This is a genomic window from Vibrio sp. 2134-1 (assembly GCF_033339495.1).
Genome location: NZ_JAWOUS010000010.1, coordinates 31,099 through 54,094 on the forward strand (window position 1 = coordinate 31,099; position 22,996 = coordinate 54,094).

Annotated in this window: 28 protein-coding genes; 18 read left to right on the forward strand and 10 right to left on the reverse strand. The window is 44.8% G+C overall.

Translation table 11 applies throughout. From position 1 onward, the window contains the following. The first annotated feature begins 6 nt into the window (after positions 1 to 6). The 7 genes from fliP to lafA all read left to right on the forward strand — a co-directional run bounded on the left by fliP (position 7) and on the right by lafA (position 7,013). Positions 7 to 765 carry a flagellar type III secretion system pore protein FliP gene (gene fliP / locus R7R78_RS12790; RefSeq protein WP_005375037.1) on the forward strand — a complete coding sequence of 253 codons (759 nt, stop codon included), beginning with the start codon at positions 7 to 9 and terminating at the stop codon, positions 763 to 765. 12 nt (positions 766 to 777) lie between these two features. Continuing rightward, the gene (gene fliQ, locus R7R78_RS12795) at positions 778 to 1,047 is read left to right on the forward strand and encodes a flagellar biosynthesis protein FliQ (RefSeq protein WP_005375036.1); all 270 of its coding nucleotides are present in this window, start codon (positions 778 to 780) and stop codon (positions 1,045 to 1,047) included. Next, a complete protein-coding gene (gene fliR / locus R7R78_RS12800) occupies positions 1,047 to 1,823 on the forward strand; it encodes a flagellar biosynthetic protein FliR (RefSeq protein WP_005375027.1) in 777 nt (258 codons plus the stop codon). The genes fliQ and fliR overlap by 1 nt, the downstream gene beginning before the upstream one ends. Then, entirely contained in the window at positions 1,820 to 2,947 is a 1,128-nt protein-coding gene (gene flhB, locus R7R78_RS12805) for a flagellar biosynthesis protein FlhB (RefSeq protein ID WP_005375025.1), read from the forward strand. Before fliR ends, flhB begins: the two co-directional genes overlap by 4 nt. 31 nt (positions 2,948 to 2,978) lie before the next feature. After that, complete coding sequence (flhA, locus tag R7R78_RS12810) at positions 2,979 to 5,069, forward strand: flagellar biosynthesis protein FlhA (protein WP_005375024.1); 2,091 nt, start codon at positions 2,979 to 2,981, stop codon at positions 5,067 to 5,069. 19 nt (positions 5,070 to 5,088) lie between these two features. After that, entirely contained in the window at positions 5,089 to 5,859 is a 771-nt protein-coding gene (locus R7R78_RS12815; RefSeq protein WP_005375023.1) for an EAL domain-containing protein, read from the forward strand. A gap of 302 nt (positions 5,860 to 6,161) precedes the next feature. Beyond that, positions 6,162 to 7,013: a lateral flagellin LafA gene (lafA, locus tag R7R78_RS12820; RefSeq protein ID WP_213897517.1), complete on the forward strand. Its 852-nt coding sequence runs from the start codon at positions 6,162 to 6,164 to the stop codon at positions 7,011 to 7,013. Between the two features lie 70 nt (positions 7,014 to 7,083). Here the strand turns inward: lafA and R7R78_RS12825 are convergent, their stop codons facing one another. After that, a complete protein-coding gene (locus R7R78_RS12825) occupies positions 7,084 to 7,371 on the reverse strand; it encodes a hypothetical protein (protein WP_137283020.1) in 288 nt (95 codons plus the stop codon). Positions 7,372 to 7,787: 416 nt separating this feature from the next. Here R7R78_RS12825 and fliD point away from each other — a divergent pair, with 416 nt between their 5' ends. From fliD to R7R78_RS12870, 9 genes are all read left to right on the forward strand, one after another. After that, positions 7,788 to 9,134: a flagellar filament capping protein FliD gene (gene fliD / locus R7R78_RS12830; protein ID WP_225473723.1), complete on the forward strand. Its 1,347-nt coding sequence runs from the start codon at positions 7,788 to 7,790 to the stop codon at positions 9,132 to 9,134. Between the two features lie 32 nt (positions 9,135 to 9,166). Continuing rightward, a complete protein-coding gene (gene fliS / locus R7R78_RS12835; RefSeq protein WP_005375014.1) occupies positions 9,167 to 9,553 on the forward strand; it encodes a flagellar export chaperone FliS in 387 nt (128 codons plus the stop codon). Next, on the forward strand, positions 9,537 to 9,857 hold the full coding sequence (locus tag R7R78_RS12840) for a hypothetical protein (RefSeq protein WP_005375013.1): 321 nt from the start codon (positions 9,537 to 9,539) through the stop codon (positions 9,855 to 9,857). Before fliS ends, R7R78_RS12840 begins: the two co-directional genes overlap by 17 nt. Next, positions 9,854 to 10,927: a flagellar hook-length control protein FliK gene (locus tag R7R78_RS12845; RefSeq protein ID WP_005375012.1), complete on the forward strand. Its 1,074-nt coding sequence runs from the start codon at positions 9,854 to 9,856 to the stop codon at positions 10,925 to 10,927. The genes R7R78_RS12840 and R7R78_RS12845 overlap by 4 nt, the downstream gene beginning before the upstream one ends. 22 nt (positions 10,928 to 10,949) lie before the next feature. After that, positions 10,950 to 11,450: a flagellar basal body-associated protein FliL gene (fliL, locus tag R7R78_RS12850; RefSeq protein ID WP_005375011.1), complete on the forward strand. Its 501-nt coding sequence runs from the start codon at positions 10,950 to 10,952 to the stop codon at positions 11,448 to 11,450. A gap of 12 nt (positions 11,451 to 11,462) precedes the next feature. After that, the gene (locus R7R78_RS12855; RefSeq protein WP_005375008.1) at positions 11,463 to 12,191 is read left to right on the forward strand and encodes a FliA/WhiG family RNA polymerase sigma factor; all 729 of its coding nucleotides are present in this window, start codon (positions 11,463 to 11,465) and stop codon (positions 12,189 to 12,191) included. A gap of 10 nt (positions 12,192 to 12,201) precedes the next feature. Beyond that, the gene (motA, locus tag R7R78_RS12860) at positions 12,202 to 13,059 is read left to right on the forward strand and encodes a flagellar motor stator protein MotA (RefSeq protein ID WP_005375006.1); all 858 of its coding nucleotides are present in this window, start codon (positions 12,202 to 12,204) and stop codon (positions 13,057 to 13,059) included. Next, positions 13,059 to 14,054 (forward strand): flagellar motor protein MotB, encoded by a 996-nt coding sequence (locus tag R7R78_RS12865; protein ID WP_053307940.1) that lies wholly within the window; start codon positions 13,059 to 13,061, stop codon positions 14,052 to 14,054. The genes motA and R7R78_RS12865 overlap by 1 nt, the downstream gene beginning before the upstream one ends. A gap of 77 nt (positions 14,055 to 14,131) precedes the next feature. Next, positions 14,132 to 14,419, forward strand: a complete 288-nt coding sequence (locus R7R78_RS12870) for a hypothetical protein (RefSeq protein WP_005375002.1) — start codon at positions 14,132 to 14,134, stop codon at positions 14,417 to 14,419. Here the strand turns inward: R7R78_RS12870 and R7R78_RS12875 are convergent. The 4 genes from R7R78_RS12875 to R7R78_RS12890 form a co-directional block, all read right to left on the reverse strand. Beyond that, positions 14,416 to 14,634: a DUF6500 family protein gene (locus R7R78_RS12875; protein ID WP_065275490.1), complete on the reverse strand. Its 219-nt coding sequence runs from the start codon at positions 14,632 to 14,634 to the stop codon at positions 14,416 to 14,418. The two genes, R7R78_RS12870 and R7R78_RS12875, sit on opposite strands and share 4 nt — an antisense overlap. Before the next feature lie 10 nt (positions 14,635 to 14,644). Further along, positions 14,645 to 15,022, reverse strand: coding sequence for a PH domain-containing protein (locus R7R78_RS12880; RefSeq protein ID WP_005375000.1), 378 nt, complete (start codon positions 15,020 to 15,022; stop codon positions 14,645 to 14,647). A 112-nt stretch (positions 15,023 to 15,134) separates the two neighbouring features. Next, entirely contained in the window at positions 15,135 to 15,350 is a 216-nt protein-coding gene (locus R7R78_RS12885) for a TIGR02450 family Trp-rich protein (protein WP_225473725.1), read from the reverse strand. A 138-nt stretch (positions 15,351 to 15,488) separates the two neighbouring features. Then, positions 15,489 to 15,962, reverse strand: coding sequence for an HPP family protein (locus R7R78_RS12890; RefSeq protein WP_005386883.1), 474 nt, complete (start codon positions 15,960 to 15,962; stop codon positions 15,489 to 15,491). Positions 15,963 to 16,060: 98 nt separating this feature from the next. On the opposite strand from R7R78_RS12890, the gene R7R78_RS12895 reads away from it, so the two are divergent. Next, positions 16,061 to 16,606 (forward strand): TetR/AcrR family transcriptional regulator, encoded by a 546-nt coding sequence (locus tag R7R78_RS12895; RefSeq protein ID WP_054574902.1) that lies wholly within the window; start codon positions 16,061 to 16,063, stop codon positions 16,604 to 16,606. Between the two features lie 84 nt (positions 16,607 to 16,690). Here R7R78_RS12895 and R7R78_RS12900 read toward each other — a convergent pair whose 3' ends face one another. Then, positions 16,691 to 19,114, reverse strand: a complete 2,424-nt coding sequence (locus tag R7R78_RS12900; protein WP_225473728.1) for a formate C-acetyltransferase/glycerol dehydratase family glycyl radical enzyme — start codon at positions 19,112 to 19,114, stop codon at positions 16,691 to 16,693. Positions 19,115 to 19,116: 2 nt separating this feature from the next. After that, a complete protein-coding gene (locus R7R78_RS12905; RefSeq protein ID WP_029788304.1) occupies positions 19,117 to 20,058 on the reverse strand; it encodes a glycyl-radical enzyme activating protein in 942 nt (313 codons plus the stop codon). 254 nt (positions 20,059 to 20,312) lie between these two features. Between R7R78_RS12905 and R7R78_RS12910 the strand changes: the two genes are divergently transcribed. Next, complete coding sequence (locus R7R78_RS12910) at positions 20,313 to 20,987, forward strand: fructose-6-phosphate aldolase (protein WP_031778878.1); 675 nt, start codon at positions 20,313 to 20,315, stop codon at positions 20,985 to 20,987. A 108-nt stretch (positions 20,988 to 21,095) separates the two neighbouring features. On the opposite strand, the gene R7R78_RS12915 is transcribed toward R7R78_RS12910, so the two are convergent. Genes R7R78_RS12915 through creD form a run of 3 tightly spaced genes read right to left on the reverse strand, consistent with a single transcriptional unit; the run spans position 21,096 to position 22,982 of the window. Further along, on the reverse strand, positions 21,096 to 21,230 hold the full coding sequence (locus R7R78_RS12915; protein ID WP_255201262.1) for a hypothetical protein: 135 nt from the start codon (positions 21,228 to 21,230) through the stop codon (positions 21,096 to 21,098). Further along, positions 21,227 to 21,655, reverse strand: coding sequence for a DUF2809 domain-containing protein (locus R7R78_RS12920; RefSeq protein ID WP_017634425.1), 429 nt, complete (start codon positions 21,653 to 21,655; stop codon positions 21,227 to 21,229). Before R7R78_RS12920 ends, R7R78_RS12915 begins: the two co-directional genes overlap by 4 nt. Further along, the gene (gene creD, locus R7R78_RS12925; protein ID WP_213875848.1) at positions 21,642 to 22,982 is read right to left on the reverse strand and encodes a cell envelope integrity protein CreD; all 1,341 of its coding nucleotides are present in this window, start codon (positions 22,980 to 22,982) and stop codon (positions 21,642 to 21,644) included. Before creD ends, R7R78_RS12920 begins: the two co-directional genes overlap by 14 nt. Positions 22,983 to 22,996: the final 14 nt, after the last annotated feature.

A 22,996-nucleotide genomic window follows, 5' to 3' on the forward strand; every position in this document is an offset into this window, starting at 1 on the left:
ATCACAATGAAAAATCTGAGCGCTTGGCACCGTTGGTTACCTCTTTTGGTATTGGTGTCACTTTTGTTTGCTTTCCCAACAATGGCGGCTGACAACGGCTTAACTATCTTGTCCGTTTCTGATGGCGACACACAACAAGAATACAGCGTTAAACTGCAAATTCTGTTGTTGATGACGGCGCTCAGTTTTCTTCCAGCATTTATTTTGATGGCGACGAGCTTTACTCGAATTGTCGTTGTCCTTGCGATTTTGCGCCAAGCTCTTGGTCTTCAACAAAGCCCACCTAACAGAGTGTTGGTCGGGATCGCTCTCGCATTGACGTTACTGATTATGCGCCCTGTCTGGAGCGATATTTATGAAAATGCGTTTCAGCCATACGACAACGGCGAAATCACGCTAATACAGGCTTTTTCTGTTGCAGAGAAACCAGTGAGAGAGTTCATGTTGGCACAGACGCACCAAAGCTCTCTTGAACAAATGTTACGTATTGCCAATGAGCCTCTCGACCAAAACGTTGAGGATATTTCATTTGCCGTTGTCTTGCCTGCATTTGTCATTAGTGAACTGAAAACCGCCTTCCAAATTGGTTTTATGCTTTTCATCCCGTTTTTGGTCATCGACTTGGTTGTCGCCAGTGTCCTGATGGCAATGGGTATGATGATGCTATCACCTTTGATTGTCTCACTTCCCTTTAAGTTGGTGGTATTTGTACTCGTGGATGGTTGGGCAATGACAGTTGGCACCTTATCTGCCAGCTTCGGTTAACTAGGAGCAGTTATGACCCCAGAACTAACCGTAACGTTATTTTCCGATGCAGTATGGCTGATCATTTTGATGGTTGCCGTATTGGTTGTTCCAGGCTTAATTGTCGGTTTGTGTATCGCCGTATTTCAGGCTGCCACACAAATCAACGAGCAAACACTCAGCTTTTTGCCACGTTTGCTCGTTACCTTATTAATGGTGATTTTTGCAGGTCACTGGATGCTCCGTAAGATCATGGAACTGTTTGATTTCTTGTTCCACAACATACCAGGGATGATTGGCTAATGGCCATCACATTTGCAGAGCTCTCGGCGATACTCGGTCAACTCTGGTGGCCGTTTTTTCGTGTGGGAGCCGTATTTATTTCAATGCCTTTCTTTGGTGATGCGATTATTCCTGTTTGGGTTCGTACTTTACTGGCCCTCTCGATCGTTGTCATTACTGGACCGTTAATGCCACCCATGCCACAAGTCGAGTTATTCTCTATGACTTCCCTGTTCCTTGCTTTTGAGCAAGCTATTTGGGGGGTAATGTTTGGGTTAATTTTGCACATGCTCTTTAACGTTTTCACCATGCTTGGTCAGGTGATTTCTCTGCAAATGGGCTTAGGTATGGCGATGATGAATGATCCTATTAACGGGCTTTCTGTCGCCATTTTGGGACGCATATTTCTGATTTTCTCAACCTTGTTGTTTCTTGCGCTAGAAGGACACTTACTCGTCATAGATATCGTGATTCAAAGCTTTGTTGTTTGGCCAGTCGGATCTGGTATCACATCGCTTTCTCTGCAAGGTGTTGTCAATATTTTCGGTTGGATGTTTGCCTCTTCACTCGCTTTGGCTTTGCCCGCTATTGTTTCCATGCTTCTAGCCAACATCAGTTTTGGTGTAATGAACCGAGCCGCACCATCACTTAATGTCTATGCGTTAGGTTTTCCTATGACGATGCTGCTGGGTCTATTCAGCGTATTAATCTCAGTTTCTGGTGTTCCTGGTCGCTACACGGCGCTCGTTCACGACACCATTAGACACTTGAGTAACTTTATGTTGGGGGGAGCATGAGCGATCAATCTTCTCAAGACAAAACTGAAAAAGCCTCACCGCAGAAGGTAAAGAAAGCCCGCCAGGAAGGACAAATTCCTCGCGCGAAAGAGTTTACTACTGCGGTTATATTTCTAGCGGTGGCGCTCTACTTTTACTCTCAGCTTAATAGTATTTGGGAAAGCATGTCGGGGATCTTTCGCTACAACATGATGCTGACGCGAGCCGACCTAGAAAATCCTAAACAACTTGTCGAGCAATTGGGACAAAGTTTAGCGGTCATCATCGACATGCTATTACCATTGTTTACCGTCATTATTATCGTGACCTGTGGTAGTAGCCTTGTGCTAGGCGGCTGGATGTTCCGTCCAGCGAACGTGATGCCAAAGCTGAGCAAAATTAATCCTTTGAGCGGGATAAAGCGCATTTTTTCGACACGTTCGGTGGTTGAGCTCTTAAAGTCGACGTTCAAAGTAGCCGTCATCTTCGGCATCTTATATGGCTACTTAGACAACCACTTACAGCCATTACTTGGCATGCAAAATCTCCCGCTCAGCCAAGGTTTTTCTCTAGTAATGTCAATTCTGTTTGAAGGCTTACTCTTAATGGGCTTTGCATTGTTGTTATTTGGGGTTATCGACATTCCTTATCAGCGTTGGGAACACCTAAAAGAACTCCGCATGACGAAACAAGAATTGAAAGAGGAATTTAAAAATAATGAAGGTCGTCCGGAAGTAAAGCAACGTATTCGTCAAATACAGCAACAGTTTGCGCGCCGTAAGATCGATAAAATGGTGCCGACGGCTGACGTGATCATCACAAACCCAACGCACTACGCAGTCGCACTGAAATACGAGCCTTCGCTTTCTGACGCGCCCTTTGTCGTCGCAAAAGGCGTAGACGAAACTGCTATGCACATTCAACGTATCGCCCGAGAAAACAAAGTGGAAATCATTAACTCCCCGCCACTTACCCGTTCGATTTATCACACGACGGCGATTGAACAAGCAATCCCAAGCCAACTGTACATCGCAGTGGCACATATTCTTACTTACGTTTTGCAATTGAAAGCCTTTCGTAAAGGTGAGGGAAAAGAGCCAATTCCTTTACCTCATTTTTCGATTCCAAAACATTTGCAGCACTGATTAACCCGCGTTTATCCAAGGACACGAAAGTATGCTTAACCGGTTAAAACAACTTCAAACATCAACCAAAGGCTACGTTGGCATTCCAATCGTCTTGCTAATGATATTAGCAATGGTGATTCTTCCTTTGCCTCCTCTGCTACTGGATGCGCTGTTTACCTTTAATATCGTCTTAGCAATCCTAGTATTACTGGTCAGCACAACCGCAAAGCGACCATTAGATTTCTCTGTTTTTCCAACTATTTTGCTGGTCGCAACATTATTACGTCTCACATTGAACGTGGCTTCTACGCGAATTGTACTTTTAGAAGGACATAATGGTGGTGACGCAGCGGGTAAGGTCATTCAAGCATTCGGTGAAGTCGTCATTGGCGGTAACTACGTCGTTGGTATGGTGGTGTTCGTCATCTTGATGATCATCAACTTCGTCGTAATCACCAAAGGTGGTGAACGTATTTCTGAGGTTTCAGCCCGCTTTACGTTGGATGCTTTACCAGGCAAACAAATGGCAATTGATGCCGACTTAAACGCTGGCCTTATCGATCAGGAAACGGCTCGCTTACGCCGTAAAGAAGTCGCCAACGAAGCCGATTTTCATGGTTCGATGGATGGTGCATCAAAGTTTGTGCGTGGCGATGCCATCGCAGGTTTGTTGATTCTGTTTATCAATATCATTGGTGGTATTAGTATTGGTGTCTTCGAGCATGGACTCGCTGCGTCTGACGCCTTTAAAACTTATGCCCTACTCACAATCGGTGATGGTCTAGTTGCTCAAATTCCTTCACTACTATTGGCAACGGCTGCCGCGATTATCGTTACGCGAATTAATGATAGCGATAATGGCATGTCGGAAACCATGCAAAAGCAATTACTGGCAACTCCTGCAACGCTATTTACTGTCGCAGGTATTATGGCGGTAATAGGTATGGTACCGGGTATGCCACACCTAGCCTTTTTTGCGTTTGCTGGCGCATTAGCGTTCGCAGGGTGGCGTCAAACCAAGAAGCCAGTGCAAGACTCCCAGATTGAAGAGGTCGAAGCACTTTCACAAGCGATGCAAGACGATGATACACCGCTGACATGGGATGATATTCCTCACGTCCAAACATTATCACTTGCGCTTGGTTACCGACTCGTCCATCTAGTCAACAAAGAACAAGGGGCACCTTTATCACAACGAATTCGCGGTGTGCGTCGAAACCTTTCTGAACAAGTTGGCTTTTTATTACCTGAAGTTCGTATTCGTGACAATCTGAGCCTCAAGCCAAACCAATACACAATTTCTCTAAATGGCGAAGTCATTGAGCAAGGCTTTATTGAACCAGAGCGTTTAATGGCGATAGCGGTTGGCGAAACTTACGGTGAGGTAGATGGCATTTTGGGTAGCGATCCTGCTTATCAGTTGCCAGCTGTATGGATTGAGCATCAAGATAAAGCAAAAGCACTTAATATGGGTTACCAAGTTGTCGATGATGGCACTGTTATTGCCACTCATATTAGTAAAATCATGAAGACAAACCTTGCAGAATTGTTTACGCACGACGATGTGGAAGCAATAACCCAGCGTTTGACACAACAAGCCCCGAAACTAGCAGAAGCATTAGCAGCAGCACTTAATCCAGCGCAGCAGCTGAAAGTATATCGTCAGCTTTTATTGGACCAAGTGCCACTAAAAGATATTCGCACGATTGCCAACACAATGTTGGAATCCGCGGAAAATACAAAGGACCCGATCCTACTTGCATCTGATGTGCGCTGTGCACTAAAGCGTACGCTTGTTAACTTAATTGCAGGACAAAAGAACGAGTTAAATGTCTACGCACTGTCTGATGAGCTAGAACAAATGCTACTAACTTCACTGCAACAAGCACAATCTTCTGGTACGGTAACACTAGATAGCTTCCCAATTGAGCCAAACATTCTTGGTCAGTTCCAACAAAACTTGCCATTAATCAGACAACAGCTTAAGCAACAGGGGCTACCTCCGATCCTTCTCGTTATGCCACAACTGCGCCCTCTTCTAGCGCGTTACGCTCGTACATTTACACAAGGGCTGGCAGTATTGTCTTACAACGAAATCCCAGAAAACAAACAAATCAATGTGGTAGGAAACCTTGGTTAATCTTATTTCAACACATGCGATGTACGAACATTTGGTTGGTCTCGCAGTACAGCATATCGTCACGGATGACGATCAATTAGTCTTTGATGCTTTAAAACACAATGATGTCCAACACGCATGCCAAGCAATTAGGGAAGCTCAATCAGGGGAAGTAGAATTCCAACACCTGACGTTGAGATTTGGTATGCGTGGAGAACAAAGTGTCTATCAATTCAAACTCTCTGAACAAATGCAGTACTGCCTGGATTTGTTCAGTCTTTACCTTGCACTAAGACAAACACAATTTCAGTTAGAAGCCTTTCATCACGACTTGATTAGTAATGTTGTCGTGCCGATTCGCGTGGATGCATTACTTTGGGAGCCTGGGGTTTATTTTCTCGAACAGACGATTCAATTCCACTCTTCTGCTTTTCAACATGTGATTCCTTCTCTTCAAGCTGATGAAACGTTATGTGATCGTGATAAAGTCGCCACACTCACCAAAAAGTTAAAAGAGAATGCATATTCACTTTGGTTTGAAGTCGCGACATCGCAAGTGAACTTCGAACGCGTCGCAGACTTTAGTCCCGATATGATCAAATTGTCAGTCACACTAGAGGATAAAGAAGAAAGACACGCTTTCCTACCTATTGCTAAGTTCTTAAGAAAGCATAAATATACTTGGGTTGCCGGACGTGTAGCGAGTCAAACGGAACTTAACCGTTATCGTTTATTGGGTGCCAGTTATTATTTTGGTTATTTCAGCGATATCCCAACCTCTCTCTCCTTTCAGTCTTTTGATGAGGAATAGTTGAAACTCAACCACTTATATTTAAAACAGCACGATTTATTCGTGCTGTTTTTTTATTTATAACGGATAACCAAAAGATCATTGGGCAATAGTTTCTTTAACTTAACTAAAAAAACTTAGGCTTATATGATGATTTTCCCGGTTTTCATGGAATACAAATCACTAAAAATCATCAATTTTTATCTTTTTTAGAAATTTTTTAATTTTCAAATTAATCATTAAAGCCGACCGACCGCCTCTAGTTAGTGACAAGGGAATATCCCGAGGCCTGAAAGATATAGTGACTAACTAAGGAGACTAAGATGGCTTTATCAATGCACACTAACTACGCTTCGCTTGTAACTCAAAACACAATGAACACAACAAGCGGACTTCTAAACACAGCAATGGAACGTCTAAGCACAGGCTACCGTGTGAACTCAGCTGCTGATGACGCTGCTGGTCTTCAAATTGCTAACCGTCTAGAAGCGCAAACACGCGGCATGTCAGTAGCAATGCGTAACGCACAAGACGGCATCTCTATGATGCAAACTGCTGAAGGTGCGATGGATGAAATGACAAACATCGTTTACCGTATGAACGACCTTGCTACACAATCGTTGAACGGTTCAAACAGTGCGACAGACCGTGCGTCTCTTGACAAAGAATTCGTACAGCTTAGCAAAGAACTAAACAACATCGTAGACAACACTAAGTTCGGTGGTCAAAACCTTCTTAAAGGCGGCGGCTTCGGTGCAGGTGACGTAACATTCCAAATCGGTGCATCTTCTGCTGAGACATTAACTGTAAGCGCTGGTGCAGGTATCACTGCGATCACAGATATTCTTGGCGATGCAGCAATTACTGATGGTATCGGTGACGCGACTAAAGCAAAAGCAGCACTAGACAAAATCAGCGGCGCTGACGGTCTAGTAGAAAAAATTGGTAGCTCTCGTGCAGACTTCGGTGCGAACATCAACCGTCTTGAGCACACAATGGCTAACCTTGGTAACATGGTAGAAAACGTTACAGCATCTAAAGGTCGTATCATGGATACAGACTTTGCAGTAGAGTCTTCAAACATGACGAAGAACCAAATGTTGATGCAAGCAGGTACAACTGTTCTGTCTCAAACTAACCAGCTTCCAAGCATGGCAATGTCACTACTACGCTAATTACTTAGTTAATAGTGCGCTTAATTTAAATCGTCTTAATTATAAAGCCTTCCTATGGAAGGCTTTATTTTTATCTACGAATATAAATAGAGCTCGTATTATCTTTGTGAGATTCAGGCACTCTGAATCCGAATTTCAACATAATATTAAATAAAATCTTATTAAACAGTTCTAATTCTATCGTCTCTAATTTGCTTCCTATTTTACTATCTCTAAGTTCAGGAAAATTGAACTTAGCTTCCTTTAAGATACTAGCTATCTCATCAGAATTGATGCTCTGTTTACTTAATAGTTTTTTGTTAATGAACTCTTCATATGCACGAGCACATTTCATCAATCTCAACGCAAATTCATTCATAACTGACATTCTTTGAAACGTAAAAAATTTAATTTTTAGTGAGAACACTTGCACTTCGCACTATCAAAAATAATATCAGAACGCAATTAATGCACTCTGTAAGAATTATCTGAATCAAGCTGAAGTAAAGGCTGAATATAACGTCTAATTAAAACACCTCTCCTAATTAGAACCGTCAATACAATTAAATATTTTCTTTGTTTAGGTCGCCTTTTCTTATAAGGAAATTACTTTTTCCATGGAGGAAGGCGGAACAAACAAGGTGGAAACACCACTTCCTCCCAAGAAAACAAAATAGCTTTAAACCTTTGTTTTAATTGAATTTAATATACGGCACGTATCTTGCCACTGATAATTAAACTAAGGCGTAGCATTCAAAGTATTCAAGCCAATAAGAGATGAGAGGAGCACACCTCATGAGTTCTTTAGACCCAGTAAAAATGGCAACCCAATTCGCACAATTGGACACAAACCCATTCAAAAGCCGTTACCAAGCGCAAGCTAATGTGTACCAGTCACAACTGTCAGCTTTTAATAAAGTTGAAAGCGCACTACGTGATTTTCGTACTGCAATGAAAGAGATGAATAACAGCACAAACAGCATCATCAAAAACAGTGCGACACTCTCTCAAGAAGGTAACTTTACTGCAAACGCGGATGCTAAAGCGCTAACGGGTAACTATCAGATTTTTGTAGAAAAAGTGGCAACGGCGCATCAAGTATCTACAGGTATGCCTGCAGACCTTGAGGCAACGACAGAAGTACCAACAACTGGATCTTTAGAATTCACCATCAACGGTGAAACAATGACTCTAGACTTGTCCTCCGTTGATGTTAATGGTGACGGCACTGCAACGATCAGCGATTTAGCCAGTGCGATTAACAATCACACGGATAACCCTGGCGTTAACGCCACTCTAGTTCGCTCGAATGGTCAAACACACTTTATGCTATCGAGCACTGAGACTGGTGTCGAAAATAAGATCAACGTATCTGCAACGGGTACTGGCCAAGCGTGGTTTGAAGACGCCTTCACCAACCTCAAGCAAATTAACGCTCCGCAAGATGCGGTTATGTGGCTAGGTGCAAAAGACTCAGGCCTGAAACTAACCAACGCAAGTAATACTTTTGAAGGTGTCATCGACGGTGTTGACATTACCGTATCTAAACCGCAAGCCGTGGGAGATTCGCCAATCGGTTTAAAAATTGGAGCTGATAGCGAAGGCACTAAAGAACAACTAGATAAGTTTGTGGAAACCTACAATGCCCTTGTTTCGACTATCGATCAGTACACCCAAATTGGCGGTGAAGATCAGAAACGCGGCGTGCTCGCTAGCGACTCGACATTGCGTTCTATTGAGAGTCAGTTAACGGGGTTAATCCGAGGTGAACACAATGGTATGCGCCTAAGCGAGATCGGCGTTAGCCTAGACCGCAACGGTAAAATGAAAGTTGATCAAGAAAAGTTCAAAGAAGCTCAACAAACAAATAGCGCAGGCTTAGAGGCGTTGTTTAATGGGGATGACGCTTTGCTAGATTCTCTTGACGCAATGGTAGAGCCTTTCTTGAAGTTCTCATCAGGTACCTTCAGCACGCGTAAAGACGCAATACAGTCAAGCTTAGACCGAATCAAAGATAAACAAACCAATTTAGAGCGTAAGTACGAAATGTCGTACAACCGCTACCTCAAACAATTCACTCAAATGAATTCAATTATGACCCAAATGAACCAAACCATGTCCATGTTTAAAGCTCAAAAATAAGACATTTGGTTCCAAATTTAGGAGAAATATTCATGCTTATGGATTCTGGTTACGATTCGTACCAACAAGTCGATCTCGACGCTCAAGCGGCAGCAGCAAATCCACACCAATTGGTCATCATGTTAATCGATGGCCTACTCGATGAAGTTGAACGTATTCGCGGCCACCTAGCCGCAAATCGTTTGGCCGAGAAAGGGAATGGAATCAACAAATGCATGAACATCTTGATTGGACTAACAAGTGCTTTAGATGATGAAAACGGCGGTGAAATTGCGGAAAACCTACGCCAGCTGTATGACTTCTGCCAAGTCGAACTTTATTACGCTAGCGTGCAAAACGATGCAAATCGCTTGGTTAACGTTGAGCGTGTAATGGGTAACATTCGTGAAGGTTGGATGAATTTTGGACAACAAGCATAAAGTATCGCCAGAGCGATTCCGTCATTTATCTCAGCTCATCCAGTTCGCCGCAAAAACGGCCGATTGGCATGCGCTCAAGCGGTACGACTTGCAGTTGCGAGAGCTTTTGATCAGTCACAAGCCTTTTTTGAAAGATCCTAAGCTTGCACCTGAAATCCAGCGAGCGAAAACAGTGCACGCTAATGCCTTCGCAGTATTAGAGAAGTCGACCAACGAGTTGAAAAAAGAGATGAACATGGTCAATGACCATCAAGAACGCGCTATGGCCTATCAATTAGCAATGACCATGGAGCTAACTCAATGATCATACCTTCTTCAACTCAGCACTCGGGTAATTCGCCAGCTAACAATGAGGGTCACATCAAGCAAGCGAACTCGGTACACGGCTTTTCTCATGGTTTTAAATCAGGGAACAAGCAGAATGGTGAGCAAGACTTTAACTCTGCGTCAGCGGTACCGAGTTTTCACCTTACGGCCTCTACTTTGAACAGCGCAAACAAAGTACAAAGTCATGGTTTTGATACTGATGACCGCTCAGCTTCAGATCCGGATGCCAACTTGACCAGTACACTAGGGTTAACAGAATCGACTGATCTTGCAGCGCAAGCTCAAGCTTTAACCCAGGGTATGATTACCATGGCAGAGAAGCAGGCTGAGAAACTAGGAAAAGCGTCATCTTTAATGACTGCGAGCGAAGTTAAGTCTGTTACTCAAGATTCGTCTAACGCTATGTTAAACACATCATCAAAACAAGATGTGAAGCAAAGTCTGCCGACTTCATCGAGTTCGCGTTTGCCTATCTCCGGTGCTGAGTTTCAAACTCTTTTGAATCAACCTGTTCAAGGGCAACCAACCGCCTCTCTACTTCAAGCACAAGCTCCTACAACACAACCTGCACATTCACCGGTTGCGACGAGTCATGTTCAAGCTCAAGGCTCTGAGTGGGCAGCGGTGCGTGTTGATACCACTGCCGGAAAGTGGGGGGAGCAAATGATGCAAGTATTACATGATCGCGTGACGCTCCAAGCTCAACAAAATGTACAAGAAGCAAAAATCCGCCTAGACCCACCAGACTTAGGGAAATTGGATTTACTTGTACGTGTTGAAGGTGACCGATTGAGTGTCCACATCAACGCCAATGCCGCAGCAACACGAGAAGCTTTAATGCAAGTTTCGGAACGATTGCGTACTGAGTTACAAGAGCAAAACTTCGTTCATGTCGATGTCAATGTTGGCTCTGATCAAAACCAAGGTCGAAATGACCCACATGCTAACGAAGAAGACGCCAATATTTTCGCCGCACGAGAATCTGGTGCATTCCAAACCACGACAACAACTAACTATTCAGAACACTGGCTAAGCACTCAAGCTTAGTGAATCTTCGAGGAAAAAGGTTATGACCAAACAACAAATGATCGCCCTGTTTATCGCCATGATCATCACCAGTGCCCTCGTTTCGGCCGTCACAATTATGGGCGGAATCTGGTACTTAAACAAACACGCTCAAGAGTCACCTGACTCTGGTTCACTGATCGAAGACTCTCCACTGTCTTTTTTGGTCACAGAACAACCGACAAGCAAAGGTCCTAGCTTCCATCCTTTGGACAAAGTCGTTTTGACCGTTAAAGGCAAGAAACAGACTCACTTTGTGATGCTAGAACTGGCAATTGAGACACGCCGCCCAGAGCGTATCAAAGAGATCGATGAATACATGCCTATGGTACAAAACTCTCTATTAAAACTGTTTAGCGACAAAACGTTTGATCAGTTACAGCAAGCGGGTGCCATCGATATTCTGCAAGACGAAGTGAAGCAAACGCTTCTACTCGCTTTTGCTAAAACAGACATCGTCCGAGAAATCGACGATGTTTTGTTGACTAAATATGTTGTGCAATAACGGAGCACAACCATGTTAGACATGAATGTACAAGACACTTACACCACAGAAGAGGAAGTGACAACACCGTCACGACCAATTGATGAAAACGCATTGCTACAACGTCATCAGGTCATGGTAAAACGCGTAGTTAACCAGCTGCGCGTTCATGCCACTTCTCACTGTAGTATTGAAGATATGCAGCAGATAGGCCTTATCGCTCTAGTCGAGGCTGGACGCCGATATGGCGATGTTGACGATCCTCACTTTCCTGCTTTCGCCGTTTGTCGAGTTCGGGGAGCTATTTTAGACGAATTACGCCGACTAGATTGGCGTTCACGTAAGACTCGTCAACAAGCCCACGAGCTCAACGACGTGACTCGAGATCTCACTCGAACGTTAGGTCGAATGCCAACGGATGCCGAAATCATCCAGGCTTTAGGGACGAATGAGCAAGATTATTACAACCGCCAAAATGCCGCTCTCGCAGGCGAGATGCAAAGCCTTGACCAACTGATGGAGAGCAGCGGTGATAGCTACATTGGCGGGCAATACGATGGCATGGAACATGAACATATTCGTCGTAGTTTAGACAGTGCTTTGGGTAAATTACCTAAGCGCGATCAACTGCTCCTGACTCTGTTCTATCAACATGAACTCAACTTACACGAAATAGCTCTGGTATTGGATCTGACACCACCTCGTATATGTCAGCTTCACAAACAAGCGCTGAAACAACTCAACCAATTAATGTCCTCTTAGGAGTCACAAGATGCAAAAGTTTTTTGGAGTGCTCACTATCCTGGTGTGCGTCTTCGGTGGATATATGTGGGCCGGTGGTAGCTTAGGTGCTATCTGGCAGCCAGCCGAATTCCTTATCATTATTGGCGCCGCTGCTGGTTCTTTGATCATCGGTAATCCGCCTCATGTACTGAAAGAAATGCGTCGCCAAGTGCCAGCGACCATTAAAGGTCCAACAGAAGAGCATGAGTACTACATGGAATTAATGGCACTACTCAACAACTTGCTAGAGACAGCGAGAAACCGCGGATACAAATTTCTGGATTCTCATATTGAGGCTCCGGAGCAAAGCTCTATGTTCCTCGCTTACCCGACGATCGCAGAAGATCATCGCCTAATTTCTTTCATTACTGACAATTTACGTTTAATGGCAATGGGACAGATGTCGCCTCATGAATTAGAGGGACTGCTAGAGCAAGAAATCGAAGCAATACAGAACGAAATGCTTTTACCTTCACGCTCACTACAGCGTACAGCAGAAGCACTACCTGGCTTCGGTATTCTTGCAGCAGTTGGTGGCATCATTATCACCATGCAAGCTATTGATGGCTCAATCGCTATGATTGGTTATCACGTTGCGGCAGCTCTCGTTGGTACATTCATTGGTATTTTCGGTTGTTACTGTGGCTTAGATCCACTAAGTAACGCCATGGCTCAGCGAGTAAAACGTAATATGACTGCTTTTGAGTGCGTTCGTGCAACCTTGGTTGCCTACGTAGCGAAAAAGCCGACATTGCTCGCCATTGACGCTGGTCGTAAACATATTCAGCTAGACATCAAACCAACATTCAACCAAATGGAGAAGTGGTTAGCTGAACAGGAGGGATAATGCAAAAACAAGAGCATGTAGTGTTCAAACGTGCCAAAGTATACAGCCATGATGAGTCGTCTCATGGCGGCGCGTGGAAAGTCGCGTTTGCTGACTTCATGATCGCCCTAATGGCGCTGTTTCTTGTACTTTGGGTTATGCAGGTGGTAGACAAAGAAGAGCGTAAAGCGATTGTTGCCCACTTGCATAGTTCAAGCGTATTCGACAAGAGTTACGGCAACCCATTTGATACGTCACAAAGTATTTCTCCTATCGACTTGGCACAGGACTCTTCTGTGCCAAGTAAACACAACTCCAACCATGTGGTAAGCTCTTACTTCAAAGGTGATGGGGATGGACCAGAAATTGATTCTTTGATTCCTGGTAACTTCGATACTCAAGAGCAACTTGCCGCACTAGCGAAAGTAATTGAGCAAATGACTGCCCAAATTAATGCGCAGGGAAATGTAAACGTCACGGTGACACCACAAGGTTTGCGTATCGTCCTTCAAGATGATTACAAACAGCACATGTTCAGCCGTGGTGGTGCAGAACTTACTCCTTTTTTTGAAGATTTACTGCTCGCACTAGCACCTGTATTTCATCGTGTTAACAACCCTCTGATCATCAGCGGACACACAGATGCAATTCCATTTAAAAAGCGTTTTGGTCGTCAATCTAACTGGGCGTTATCAGCCTCTCGAGCAGACGTAGCAAGAAATACGTTAGTTGAAGGCGGTATGCCGGACGATAGAGTAATGCAGGTAACGGGTATGTCAGATAGAGCGCTGCTTAATCCTGATGAGCCAGATTCTAGCGAAAACCGTCGTATTGAGCTGTTTGTTTTAACGACTCCTGCCGCTAAAGTGCTTGAGACCCTTTTTGGCAACCACCAAGAAAGTGAACTGCAAAAAGCGAAAGATAAGGCTGAATTTAACCAACCAGTCATTCGTCAAGAAGTCATCAATTACTCCGGCGATACCGCCACCAACGAAGTAAAAATTCAAGAATTATAATCTTAAAAGGTCACCACTCTGATGGTGACCTCTCTAACCAAAGCCTCTGTTACTGTGACTTTTTAGTTGAGTTCTATATGCACATAACATCATCCGAAAAAAGAAAAAGCGACTTACTAAAGAAAGCCTTTTTATGGCTCATTGTCTTCGATTACCTTTTATTGGCGTTTTTCTTAACTCAGCTATCAAGTATGACATTAAACAGCGGAACCATGATCAGCTTGTTACTTGTTGTTTATAACGTCTTACTTGTTTCGCTATGTTTTCAACGAACCAACAAGCAGGACTCTTACATTATCTACCCTGTTTTGTCCGCAACGTTATTAGCATTTGTCTGCTTTCTTTACTTCTTTTTTTTAATTTAGCTCCCCGACTCGACCATTGATTTTATTTTTACTGCTTTTTCGAAGTGGTCGAGCTGATGAGTCTGAATCCACCACGTAGCCGCTTCCATCAACAGCTCTGGGTCGTCATTTTTATTAGCGAAAAACGCATAAAATGAGAGACCAACCAATTCACCTTTACTCGCGATCTTTTTGTCACAGATCTCTATAATTTTGTCTCTCAGCGAAGCTCTCATTTCTAATCCCTTAACCTAGTACATACTCACTAACCATACGGTTGAAAGAAATCAAATCAAACGAGCCTTTAATTTCAAAACGCACTCTTCCCACCTCACTCATGAAGAACTCGATTTCACAATCCAAATCAAAAGTACCAGAGGTCTCGATAGAAAATGCATTGATCTTACTGTAAGGCAAAGAAGTGTAATCCACTTTTGAGCCGGTAATCCCTTGCACATTTGCCGCTATCACTCGCTTGTTCGTAAACACCACTTGGTCACGAACTGTTTTAAAAACAGCGAAAATAGTCTCACCATCAATCAAGAACTTAAGGAAGTCTTCTCTGGCATTAGAAACGTCAATGGGCTTAAGCTTAAATACAGAGGAATTGTCGAAATCAATCATAATTAATCCTTTGAGTGGGCGTTAGAACGAATTATCAACGTATCAGATAGCACCACTTTTGCCTACTCGCAACGCAGGTTTCTGCTTGATTCGCCCAACAACGAAGCGTCACTCACTTCCACCCTTGCATCCATTGCTCAGAGTCTTTTAGGTCTTGCCAGTTCATCTCTCGGTCGCGTTTACTCATGACAGCCTCGATGACACATCTCACAACGTTACCATCTTCATCTAGTTCCATTTCCGTCACGACAAAATGCTTCTCTTTGTTTTTAGGTGAAATTGCCGTCCATTTACTATGCAATAGTTTCTTAGGTTGGATTCTGTTCATCGCATTGTACCAATTTAACTACCATGTTGATGTATACGACTGAATACCAAGAGAGAATTAGATTTTGTTTTTGCAAACCGACAAAAGATAAAACCGCAAAAGAGATCACTCCCTTTCGCGGCTCTAACTACAATCCGACTAGGTCTTCTGACCATTCAGTCGAGGGTTTAGGTACTGACTTTGTAGCAACTGTAACCCTTTACCGACCAGAACAATCACTACCGCGCCAATCAGGACAGGCGTGAAGAGAAAACTCCATCCCTGCCCAGACGCCATGATCAAAATTGGATTTGCACCCGCAGGTGGATGAGTGGTCTTCGTAATCAGCATCGCAGAAACACCTAGCCCCGTCGCAATCGCGAGCGTGACCGGCGTGACGTCAACATACTGGCTAAACGCAATACCGATAGAGGCCGTGATGAAGTGACCAATGATCACGTTTTTGGGTTGAGCAAGAGGACTGCCAGGCACCCCAAACACCAGTACTGCGGTAGCACCAAATGGTGCCATCAGGAGTACAACCTCCGTCAGTGATACCTCAGCGTAGGACAATACGCCAATAGCCAACGTAGCGCCAAGCCCGGCAACCAACGATAAAATTAAATTATTCATAAACACCTCAAAGTAGACCGAATTGTCTACAAAATAAAATAGACAAATCTGTCTACCTTTGTCAATATGTGTTTATGGAACTTTTTGAGGACATAGTTATGAACAAAAAGAAACAGTTATTGATCGACACAGCTTTGTCACTGTTTTACAAACAAGGCATCAACTCTATTGGCATCAATGAAGTCCTCAATGTTTCCGGCGTGGCTAAACGCACGCTATATAACCATTTTGAGAGCAAAGAAGCGCTTATCATCGCCGCATTAGAACAACGCCACCAAGTATTTATGGAATGGTTGGAGGAAAAGCTTTCTTCAGCACAAACGTGCGCGGAGGTGATCGATCAGTTATTTACAGCACTCAACGGCTGGTTTCATGGCTCTGAAGAAAAGCTGGGCGAGTTTCGCGGTTGCTTTTTCATCAATACGTCCGCGGAATTCAGTGACGACAGTGGCGAGATCGCAACGTATTGCCGCTACCATAAGCAGCAAGTCAGAGAGCTAATTCAACGCTATCTCAAATCAGACAACGCTTCATTACTCGATGCCATTTGCATCATGAAAGAGGGCGCGATCACTACCGCTTACATGACGAAAGAGTACGACAACGTCACGAAGAAATGCGTGACCATTTTGCACAAGCTTTAATGCGTTCAGGTATAGTCATTTGCGGATTAAGTATTCAAACGAAAGGCACCAATCGGTGCCTTTCGTATTACTTAGTGAGTGTACTTACAGCTCGTGCTCGGTACGTGCGATGATGTCGTCTTGCGCATCTGGTGATAGCGCGGTGAAGAAGGCTGAGTAGCCTGCAACTCGCACAACAAGATCACGATATTGCTCTGGGTTCTTCTTCGCAGCTAGCAAGGTGTCACGAGAGACGATGTTATATTGCACGTGCCAACCTTTGTGGTGGTTGAAGAAGGTACGAATCAACATAGAAAGCTTGAGCTGATCCCCTTCAGACTCAACCGCCGCCGGGCTTAACTTCTGGTTAAGCAGCACGCCACCAAGGATCTTATTCGCTTGGATCTTACCGACCGAGTTGTATACCGCTGTTGGACCTAAACGGTCTGAGCCAGATGACGGGCTTGCACCTTCTGCCAATGGTGTTTTCGCTTTACGGCCATCTGGCGTTGCCATGGTTGAAGCACCGAATGGGACGTTTGCCGAGATACTTGATGTACCTGCGTAGTAACCGCCGCCAATTGGACCACGCCCATGACGCGTATTAACGAACTGCTCTAGCTCATCAATGTACACTTGGTACGCGTCTGCCAGTAGTTGGTCTACTGCGTCATCATCGTTACCGTATTTTGGTGCAAAGTTGATAAGACGTTGGCGAAGCTGCTCGTTCTCCATGCCGTCGAAATCTTCTGCCAATGCTTTTGCCAACTCTGGTTGGGTGATTTGCGCATCATCGAAAACAAGGTGCTTGATGGCGGCTAGGCTGTTACCCAAGTTTGCGATACCGACTTGCAAGCCAGATACCCAATCGTATTTCGCGCCACCTTCTTTCACGGTTTTACCGCGAGCCAAACAGTCATCCACCAGCGTTGAACAGAAGATGTCTTGTGCCTGCTGTTCAAGCACACTGTCGACGACTGTATCAATCTCAATCGATTTACGGGTGTAGTAGCGGATTTGCTCTGCCCAAGAAGCCGTCACTTGCTCAAAGTTCTCAAAGTTACCTTTTGCTAATGACTTATCGTGCGGCAAGAAGGCTTTACCCGCTGTTGCATCCACACCTTCGTTCAATGAAGCGAGCAGGATACGAGCGAAGTTAATGAAGCTCATGCCCGTACAACGGTAACCCCATTTGCCCGGAACCGCCGTCTCGATACAGCCGATAGAGGCGTAGTTGTAAGCGTCTTCTTTCTCTACACCAAGCTTGATGAATTCAGGGATGACAATTTCATCGTTGTTGAACGCAGGCATACCGAAGCCGCATTTAATCACTTCGATACAACCCATTAAGAACTCTTGGTTCAAACCTTCGTGGTAGCGCACACTCAAGTTAGGTTGCGTCGAACGTAACTGGCCACAAGATTCCAGAATCGCCCAAGAAAGGGGATTCACTGCGTCTTCAGGCTCACCCTTTTCATTCAACTTCTGACCGCCGATACACACATTTTGGTACAGCGGAGAACCTGCGGAGGCTTTTGAGTGCGCGCCAGAGCGAATCTTGTTTACTTCAAGCAGCTTCAACCAGCAGCTTTGCAGCAACTCTAATGCGAAGTCTTTTTCAATCGCGCCGTTTTCGATATCACGAACATAAAACTCGTTGAGGAATTGGTCCATACGACCGAAAGAAACCGAGTGACCGTTCGATTCGATTTGTAGCATCAACTGAACAAAGTAGCTCAATTGCAGTGCTTGCCAGAAGTTTTCTGGCGCGTGGCTCGCGACATGACGACAGTTTGCCGCAATACTTTCTAACTCAGCTTTGCGCAGCGGGCGTGTCTCTTCTAACGCCATTTTTGCCGCCAATTCAGCGTAGCTCACCATGTGCTCTTGAATCGCAAGCAGTACGATTTCGACCGACTTGTAGAACTGCTCTTTCTTCAAGCCTCCAAAGGTCGAAGCATCATTGTTAGCACGGTGCTGACGAACATCCTCTAGCAAGCCGTTCATGCCTAGCTTCAAGATTTTCTCGTTATCCACGGCAAGGTGCGCGTCACCCGAAGTCATGTTGCCTTCAGCTTTAATGATGGTGCTGGCTAAGATTTCTTGCTGCTCATCAGTGAACAAGCCATAACAACGGTCTTGAACGGTTTTGCCACGCCAGTACGGTGTGATGCTGTGGATGCTTTGCTTATCTTCTTCAGTGACCGCAAAGCCTGCACCAGGACGGTCGGCTAGCTCATCAATTTCCGCTTCAATCCAACGTACAGTGTATTCTGGGAAAATAGGCGCAGCGCGCACTTTGCTCGCTTGGTTACCGACGATCAATTCATCGTGTTTAATCCAAATAGTACGAGTGCGTAAGTGCTCTTGCAATGCTAGCGCACGTTGGACAATTACAGGTTTGTCTTCGTTTGCTTGATAAGCACGAGTGTATGCCTCTGCACGCTCGGTACAGACAGGTGGCGTTACGATATTTACCAGTGCCGATTTGTGCGCTTTGATACGCTCAGGAAGGTAATTCAGGTCCATAGTTAACCTCTTACAATCACGTTAAGTTGGGTGTTTTCGCTTGCGTATTGCATGGCGCTTTCTAGCAGTTCTGGTTTGTTTAGTGGCTTGTCAGAACACTCGTAAGGCATATCGAGCAAACGGTATTTATTGATGCCGAGCGTGTGGTACGGCAGCAAGTGAAGTTCTTGGCAGCTTTCTAGTGAAGCCGCAAAATCGATGATGTCTTTCAACTCTTCGATGGTGTCATTGAACCCCGGCACAACGGGAACGCGAATCACAATGCGTTTCGCGATAGGTGCCAGTTTTCGGAAATTGTCTTTGATGCGTTTCAGTGAACCTTTCGCCCAGCTAAGAAACTTTTCTTCATCGGTGTGTTTTAAATCCGCCAACCAACAATCAATATGCGGCGCGGCTTTTTCGACGTTCTTCCACGGCACATGCATACACGATTCAATGGCGGTAGAGACTTGGTTGTCATGCAGACGCTGCGCGAGTTCTGCCACTAAATCCGCTTGCATGAGTGGCTCACCACCGGAGAAGGTCACGCCACCTTGGCTTTGGTCGTAGAAAGGTTTGTCCTTCATCAAGGTGTCGAACAGCATGTCTGATTTCGCCTCTTCACCGCAAACGGTCAGTGCTTGCGTAGGGCAGACGTTTCGCAGCGCGATCAGTTGGTCTTCTTTGATGGCTTTGCGATTGATGATGATTTGGTTGTCGATGCGTTGAATACCATCGCTCACCGTTTCACTACCCGCCGTGGTTTGAGTTGTAGCTTGATACGCAGAAACGCACAGCTGGCAATCTTCCATGCAGCTTCGCTGATCAAACAACAGTGAATGCTTTTCGCTGCGGCTTTCTGGGTTTTGACACCAAGGGCAAGACAAGCTGCATCCTTTAAGAAAAAGAATGGAACGAATGCCATCGCCATCATGGGTAGAGAATCGTTGGATATTGAAATACATCTCTGCTTGCCTCTTGGTCTGTGCTACCGCTGTGTACTTAATCCGTTTCTTGCTGGTTAAGTCTTATCAGCGGCTTTTCTTTGTTCGAACTGAAAGCTTCATTTGAGCGTTTACAAGTTTCACTTAACTTTCATTTAATGAAATTATTATAGTTTCAAATGAAATTTCAATTGATCAAAATCAAGATCTCGTTCGATTGTCAGATCTATAGTGATCCCATCATCAAAACGAAGATTTTGTTTAAGGTAGAAACCATGATTGAACTTTATTTAGATACTGCTGATGTGGCAGAAGTAAAACGCTTTAACCAGTGCCTACCGCTAAAAGGCGTGACGACAAACCCAAGCATTTTGGCGAAGTCAAAACAGGGACTGAATGAAACCCTAGCAGGCATGCAAGAAGCACTTGGCGGTACACCTCGCTTTCACGCTCAAGTCGTGAGTTCAACCGTCGAAGGTATGGTGGCAGAAGCACGCCAACTGAATGAATTGCCTTACGACATGGTAGTAAAAGTGCCAGCAACAGAAACCGGCTTAGCAGCGATTAAGCTAATGAAAAAAGAGGGAATTCAGGTTCTTGCTACCGCTATCTATTCAGCTCAACAAGGTTTCCTAGCGGCACTGTGCGGTGCAGACTACCTAGCACCTTACGTAAACCGCATTGATGCGATGAACGGCAACGGTGTTGAAGTGGTCGCGGATCTTCAATTGTTGCTCGATCAGAACCAACTACCAGCGAAGATTTTGGCAGCCAGCTTCAAGAACACTCAACAAGCGATGGAAGTGATGAAACTGGGTATCGAAGCCATTACATTACCAACCGATGTGGCGGCACAAATGTTCACTCACCCAGCAGTAAAACCGGCGGTTGAGCAGTTCGATAAAGACTGGAAAGAGACGTTCGGCGAGAAACTTTCATTTGAAAGTTAATTAAAAGTAAGAACTCAATATCTTAGTCAATAATAAGGGAATCTTAACTCACCCTGTGCGCCGGTGAGTTAAGATTCCCTTTTTGTATTTCATATAAAGAGGCGAGGTTTACAGCAGTTCTCTATTGGTCAGTGACCAAAGGTACACGCGCTTGAGTAAACTGATTTTGAGCCTCTTACGAATACCTCGTTTGGAATGTCGAAGTCGGTCTGGCAGCACAATGGCTTTCATTTCGGTTTTCATTTCTTTTCCATCCACCAACACAGTAGACCTCCGATGCAGTAAGCCAGCAGATCTTTCCAATCAAATGTGGCGCCCAAAATTACAGCCAGAGGCGATGAAGATTCGATACCAAGCCAAACCGTAACCTGTAACAATTGCCCTAACTCAACAGCAAACGCAATCAACACCACCAGTGAAACCAGCCAGTTAACGGGCATGGAGAACAAGCTTGCAAGAAAGTAGTAGAGCCAAACCACAACGAGAACATCACCAAATGTCGGACGAATAAAGCTGTCTCGAACATAGAGCGCAATAACGACCAATGCGATAAAACACACCAAGCTTTTGAGTCCATTTTTTGCAGATAATCGCAGGTGGATAGCGGACGTCTCTTCCACCATATCGCTTGGCTGACCAGTGAGAGTTGCTCGCTTAAACGTCTTCATGATTCGCCTTTGCACTTTCTTCTGCTTTCTTATTTCGGGCGTACCAGTCGACGTTGCGTGTAATGACCATAGTGAAGCTCAAAATCGCAAAACACAGTAATGTCCCCATCACCAATGCGTAGCTTTCTGCTTGTAGCAAGCCAAACAGTAATCCGTAGAGAGTGAGCAAACATGCTCCAAATATCGCGCCGTTTTTGGTGTTGCTCAACATACCGCTCACGTACACACTTAAAAGCCCGGTCGATGCGACTGCCGACACCACATACGCCCAGTTAAAGCCGAGGTGTTCACTCATCGAAATCAGCAATAGATAGAAAAGCGCTAAAGCCAGACCAATAAAGCCGTATTGCACTGGGTGAACCGGACGCGCTTGGAACAGCTCCAGTAAGAAGAAACTCGCAAATACTAATGTGATAACCAACAGTGAATAGTTCACAGCTCGATGGGATTTCAAATAGTGGTCCACGGGATCAATCAAATCTACGCCCATTTGTCGCTGTTCAAGCTCGTGACACGCATGATTCGATGACAAACAGCTTTGGAACAGCTGCGCGATATTGGTAGAGAAGTTGTTGCTCGCCCATTGCGCGTTAAATCCATCTTCAGATACCTCTGACGACACCGGTAAGTAATCACCAATAAAGCTTGGATGCGCCCATGCTGAAGAGAGCTCCACTGTTGTTTGACTGCCAATTGGTGTGACTTGAAGCTGTCCCATCCCTTGTAGCAAGAAGTTAAGATCGAATGCCAAAGGTTGTTCTGCGTTTAGGTCTGCAAGTGTCAGATCACTGTGGAAGCCTTGTGGTAACTGATTTAACCCCGTTCCCGGTGCGACTTCGATATCAGAGCTCGCCATGGTCATGTCATCCAGACGAATCAATCCGCGGCTGTCTTCAATGCCAACCACTAGACTCATGTTTTCAATATCAATCCCCTGCAACGCTGCGAGATCGTCTGCATCAAAAGTGCCTTTCAGCGCCACTTGTGCTTTGTATAAACGCGCGCGGTAAATGCCTCGGTACTTTTCAAAACTGTCCAGATTTGCGCTCATATCAAAAGTGCTAGGTAGGAGGAATTTACGACGCTCTTTAATCTGTACTTTGTCATCTCGGTAACTGGTTTCGGTGTAGTTAACCATGATGAATGGGCCAATGATGCGCTGTTCGCCGCTGCTGCTGCGTGCGATGTCGTTTCTGACTTCATCTTGGCGATATGAGCGTTCTGAGATCAGCCCTGTGACCATTGAAAGCGGGATTTGCAGTAAGACAAACAAAAACAGCACGAAGGCGAACTTCGTGCCGAGTTGGTTATTGAGGATCTTTTTCATGTTTCATTCTCCAT

What these genes read in the sequence shown, in the direction of transcription:
- fliP (WP_005375037.1), top strand. Translation starts at nt 7, where the DNA reads ATGAAAAATCTGAGCGCTTGGCACCGTTGGTTACCTCTTTTGGTATTG.
- fliQ (WP_005375036.1), top strand. Translation starts at nt 778, where the DNA reads ATGACCCCAGAACTAACCGTAACGTTATTTTCCGATGCAGTATGGCTG.
- fliR (WP_005375027.1), top strand. Translation starts at nt 1,047, where the DNA reads ATGGCCATCACATTTGCAGAGCTCTCGGCGATACTCGGTCAACTCTGG.
- flhB (WP_005375025.1), top strand. Translation starts at nt 1,820, where the DNA reads ATGAGCGATCAATCTTCTCAAGACAAAACTGAAAAAGCCTCACCGCAG.
- flhA (WP_005375024.1), top strand. Translation starts at nt 2,979, where the DNA reads ATGCTTAACCGGTTAAAACAACTTCAAACATCAACCAAAGGCTACGTT.
- R7R78_RS12815 (WP_005375023.1), top strand. Translation starts at nt 5,089, where the DNA reads ATGTACGAACATTTGGTTGGTCTCGCAGTACAGCATATCGTCACGGAT.
- lafA (WP_213897517.1), top strand. Translation starts at nt 6,162, where the DNA reads ATGGCTTTATCAATGCACACTAACTACGCTTCGCTTGTAACTCAAAAC.
- R7R78_RS12825 (WP_137283020.1), bottom strand. Translation starts at nt 7,371, where the DNA reads ATGAATGAATTTGCGTTGAGATTGATGAAATGTGCTCGTGCATATGAA.
- fliD (WP_225473723.1), top strand. Translation starts at nt 7,788, where the DNA reads ATGAGTTCTTTAGACCCAGTAAAAATGGCAACCCAATTCGCACAATTG.
- fliS (WP_005375014.1), top strand. Translation starts at nt 9,167, where the DNA reads ATGCTTATGGATTCTGGTTACGATTCGTACCAACAAGTCGATCTCGAC.
- R7R78_RS12845 (WP_005375012.1), top strand. Translation starts at nt 9,854, where the DNA reads ATGATCATACCTTCTTCAACTCAGCACTCGGGTAATTCGCCAGCTAAC.
- fliL (WP_005375011.1), top strand. Translation starts at nt 10,950, where the DNA reads ATGACCAAACAACAAATGATCGCCCTGTTTATCGCCATGATCATCACC.
- R7R78_RS12855 (WP_005375008.1), top strand. Translation starts at nt 11,463, where the DNA reads ATGTTAGACATGAATGTACAAGACACTTACACCACAGAAGAGGAAGTG.
- motA (WP_005375006.1), top strand. Translation starts at nt 12,202, where the DNA reads ATGCAAAAGTTTTTTGGAGTGCTCACTATCCTGGTGTGCGTCTTCGGT.
- R7R78_RS12865 (WP_053307940.1), top strand. Translation starts at nt 13,059, where the DNA reads ATGCAAAAACAAGAGCATGTAGTGTTCAAACGTGCCAAAGTATACAGC.
- R7R78_RS12870 (WP_005375002.1), top strand. Translation starts at nt 14,132, where the DNA reads ATGCACATAACATCATCCGAAAAAAGAAAAAGCGACTTACTAAAGAAA.
- R7R78_RS12875 (WP_065275490.1), bottom strand. Translation starts at nt 14,634, where the DNA reads ATGAGAGCTTCGCTGAGAGACAAAATTATAGAGATCTGTGACAAAAAG.
- R7R78_RS12880 (WP_005375000.1), bottom strand. Translation starts at nt 15,022, where the DNA reads ATGATTGATTTCGACAATTCCTCTGTATTTAAGCTTAAGCCCATTGAC.
- R7R78_RS12885 (WP_225473725.1), bottom strand. Translation starts at nt 15,350, where the DNA reads ATGAACAGAATCCAACCTAAGAAACTATTGCATAGTAAATGGACGGCA.
- R7R78_RS12890 (WP_005386883.1), bottom strand. Translation starts at nt 15,962, where the DNA reads ATGAATAATTTAATTTTATCGTTGGTTGCCGGGCTTGGCGCTACGTTG.
- R7R78_RS12895 (WP_054574902.1), top strand. Translation starts at nt 16,061, where the DNA reads ATGAACAAAAAGAAACAGTTATTGATCGACACAGCTTTGTCACTGTTT.
- R7R78_RS12900 (WP_225473728.1), bottom strand. Translation starts at nt 19,114, where the DNA reads ATGGACCTGAATTACCTTCCTGAGCGTATCAAAGCGCACAAATCGGCA.
- R7R78_RS12905 (WP_029788304.1), bottom strand. Translation starts at nt 20,058, where the DNA reads ATGTATTTCAATATCCAACGATTCTCTACCCATGATGGCGATGGCATT.
- R7R78_RS12910 (WP_031778878.1), top strand. Translation starts at nt 20,313, where the DNA reads ATGATTGAACTTTATTTAGATACTGCTGATGTGGCAGAAGTAAAACGC.
- R7R78_RS12915 (WP_255201262.1), bottom strand. Translation starts at nt 21,230, where the DNA reads ATGAAAACCGAAATGAAAGCCATTGTGCTGCCAGACCGACTTCGACAT.
- R7R78_RS12920 (WP_017634425.1), bottom strand. Translation starts at nt 21,655, where the DNA reads ATGAAGACGTTTAAGCGAGCAACTCTCACTGGTCAGCCAAGCGATATG.
- creD (WP_213875848.1), bottom strand. Translation starts at nt 22,982, where the DNA reads ATGAAAAAGATCCTCAATAACCAACTCGGCACGAAGTTCGCCTTCGTG.